We start from the raw sequence: 2956 nt of genomic DNA on the forward strand, positions 1-2956 counted from the left end.
CCTCCGCCAAGATGTTTAAACTTCCCGGATCTTGGGTATATAGGTTCATTTACAAAAAAACCGATGTTGGTTTGGTTAGGATTATCAAGAAAAGTTGATTGAACAAAATTTTCAGAGCCGTGGATCTTGTAAATCCTGATATTTTTGGAGTTTTCTGGAAGAGAGTCTTCAAAAAAGTTTTCAATTCTGGCGTATCCTTTATTGGGTGACCATACTTCATAATTATCAAGGATTCCTTCTAGGGAACAGTCGTAATTAAGGTTTACTATGGCATCATTGCTTTTCAAAATATCCGATGCAAAAACCTTAATCCACGGAGGCAGGACGGATTGGGCATAACAGTTCTTATCCTGACTTCCCGTGTATTTTATAACTATGACGCTTAGAAATCCGCCGCAATAGGCGGTCTATCCCGATTCACGCCTTGCAATTTCCTCATAAACAGGTTATAATTATAACCATGAAAGGAGGATTGCATGGCATATCGTGTTCATCAGGTCAACAAAAGAACTGGCGTTACGTATGTCTACGAAGCTATATCTGCCTGGGATAAGGAAAAGAAACAGTCACGCAACAAGCAGGTCTGCATCGGAAAAATTACCCCCGATAAAGGGGAATTCGTCCCATCCCGGCGGCTTAACCCGGAGCAGGCGGTGGTCAGGGACCCGACCGTCACCGCTACCGCCAGGGTTGTCGGGCCGTCACTGCTGCTGAATAGCATTGCAACTGAACTTGAACTGGACAAGGTATTAAAAGCCAGCTTCCCGGAAGCGTATCAGCAAATCCTGTGCATGGCCTACTACCTTGCCATGCGGGGAGATCCCTTGTGTCACTGTGAATCCTGGAGCAAGAGCCATGCCCATCCATACACAGGCACCCTCACCAGCCAGCGCATCAGTGAAATCCTTAAGTCCCTGCATGATGATGGACAGCAAACCTTCTTCGCCAAATGGGGAAAGAAGGTTTTGGCGGACGATTATCTCTGTTATGACATCACCTCTGTCTCCTCCTACGGAGAGCTGAACGAATACCTCAAGTACGGGTATAACCGCGATAAGGAAAAACTGCCGCAGATCAACCTGGCACTTCTCTTCGGCCAGAAAAGTCAGGTGCCCATCTACTATAACCGCTTGCCCGGAAACATCAGCGATGTCAGTACCCTGCACAAATTTTTACAGACCCTCAGATACCTGAAGCTGTCCAGGATCCATGCCGTCATGGATAAAGGCTTTTATAGCCGCAAGAATGTCGATGAACTGCTGGCGGCGCGGGATAAGTTTACGCTTGCAGTTCCTAACCACCTCAAGTGGGTTCAACAAATAATTGACGAGAACAGAGACACCATCCAGAATCCGGAGAACTACCGGAAGATAGATGGTGAGATCCTCTATGTTTACACAAAACTGTATCCCTGGGGAACGGAGCACCGGCGCTGTTATGTGCATCTGTTCTACAATGCATATGCGGCAGCAACTGCCACCGACGGCTTTATCGAAGAATTGCTGACCGGCAAGGAAGAACTGGAAAGTGGTCAGCTTGTCAGCACCCACGAAGAAATATACAAGACATTCTTTACCATTAAAGAGACATCGGTACGGGGTAGAAAAGTACTCTTCAATAACGAAGCCATCGAGAAATACCGCAACCGGTATGCCGGTTTTCACGTGATTCTGACCAATGACATCAATGACCCTGTGGAAGCACTCAGGGTATACCGGAATAAAGACGCGATTGAGAAGTGTTTTGATGACCTGAAAAACCAGTTGGACATGAAACGCCTTCGCATCCACAGTTCAGCATCCATGGATGGCCGGCTCTTTGTTCAGTTCATTGCGTTAATCTTCATGAGCGCTTTGCGCAAAAAAATGAGGGACACCGGGCTCATCGAGAAATACACGGTGCGTGAACTCCTCATGGAAATGGACACGCTGACTCAAATCCGTTATTCAGGCAAGTATGGCAACATCCTGACGGAAATCACCAAACCACAACGTCAAATCATGGAGGCCTTGGAGATTAAGCCGCAGACATAGTTATAATTTTCCGGGAAATTAGGTTATAATGATTTTATCGTGGTAATTTATTCTTAATTTTCTGTTTTATATAATTATATCACTTTCTTCCTTCTACGGATAGTGCGTGGTATTGCTAATCTTAAAGGAGGTCTGTTATACTTAAATGATACAATGAAGAACCGGGTCAAAAACGTGATTACCGATTACCCGATTGTCATCCTCGCTGTAATTCTCTCCATCTTTTCCATCTTCTGCGCCGTAAAATCAGGTTTGGCGATTGTGGCCGCACCGGTCCTTTTACTCACCGGCCTGCTCTTCTTGATAGATAAACGGCAAAAAGTTAAATTGGTAGCTTCCCAGAGCCGGTATGAGGGGTTACTTTCGGCCAATACGATTGCCCAGTCTTTTGCGCTGGCCACCGAAACCGAAGATACGATAGAGATAATCCTGCTCGCCCTGAAAGAAATCCTGCCTTCCTCCAAAAGAATCCTGCTTTTCTGGGTTAAAGAAGAAGGGGGCAAAAAGACGATAGAGGGCCGGGCCGCTTTCGGAATGGAATTATCCGAAATCAAAGGGTTTTCCTTCCCGCTCCACGAAGCGTTCGGAATCATTCCAAAAGTGGCCGTAACCCAGCAGAGTTTTGAAACCCTGAACGCCCAAAACGATTACCGCTGCGACCGGGATTTTGTAAAAAGGGCGCGGCTGTCTGCATTCCTGGCGGTTCCGATAACCGTTGCCCAAAAAACTTTGGGCGTATTCCTGCTGGAAACCGACGGAAAAAACTTCCACAGCGAAGGCGAAATCAAAACCATCTCCTTCTTCACCAACCAGGTCGGCATCGCCCTGGAAAACGCCCGGCTCTACCGGGAAGTGGAAGTTTTATCCCTGACCGACGGCTTAACCGGCCTTTACAACCACCGCCATTTCCAAAACTCCTTTAC

At 46.8% G+C, this 2956-nt stretch carries 3 protein-coding genes; 2 read left to right on the top strand and 1 reads right to left on the bottom strand.

Features of this window, described 5'->3' with window-relative positions; genetic code table 11:
- Positions 1–287: hypothetical protein (locus Q7J27_03565; protein ID MDO9528217.1), on the bottom strand; the 287-nt coding region annotated here is incomplete at its 3' end.
- Positions 288–476: 189 nt separating this feature from the next.
- Here Q7J27_03565 and Q7J27_03570 point away from each other — a divergent pair.
- The gene (locus tag Q7J27_03570) at positions 477–2033 is read left to right on the top strand and encodes a transposase (GenBank protein ID MDO9528218.1); all 1557 of its coding nucleotides are present in this window, start codon (positions 477–479) and stop codon (positions 2031–2033) included.
- 174 nt (positions 2034–2207) lie between these two features.
- Positions 2208–2956: GAF domain-containing protein (locus Q7J27_03575; protein MDO9528219.1), on the top strand; the 749-nt coding region annotated here is incomplete at its 3' end.

This window comes from Syntrophales bacterium (genome assembly GCA_030655775.1).
GTDB lineage: Bacteria > Desulfobacterota > Syntrophia > Syntrophales > JADFWA01 > JAUSPI01.

Coding starts and splice junctions, on each gene's coding strand:
- Q7J27_03570 (MDO9528218.1), top strand. CDS start 477: ATGGCATATCGTGTTCATCAGGTCAACAAAAGAACTGGCGTTACGTAT.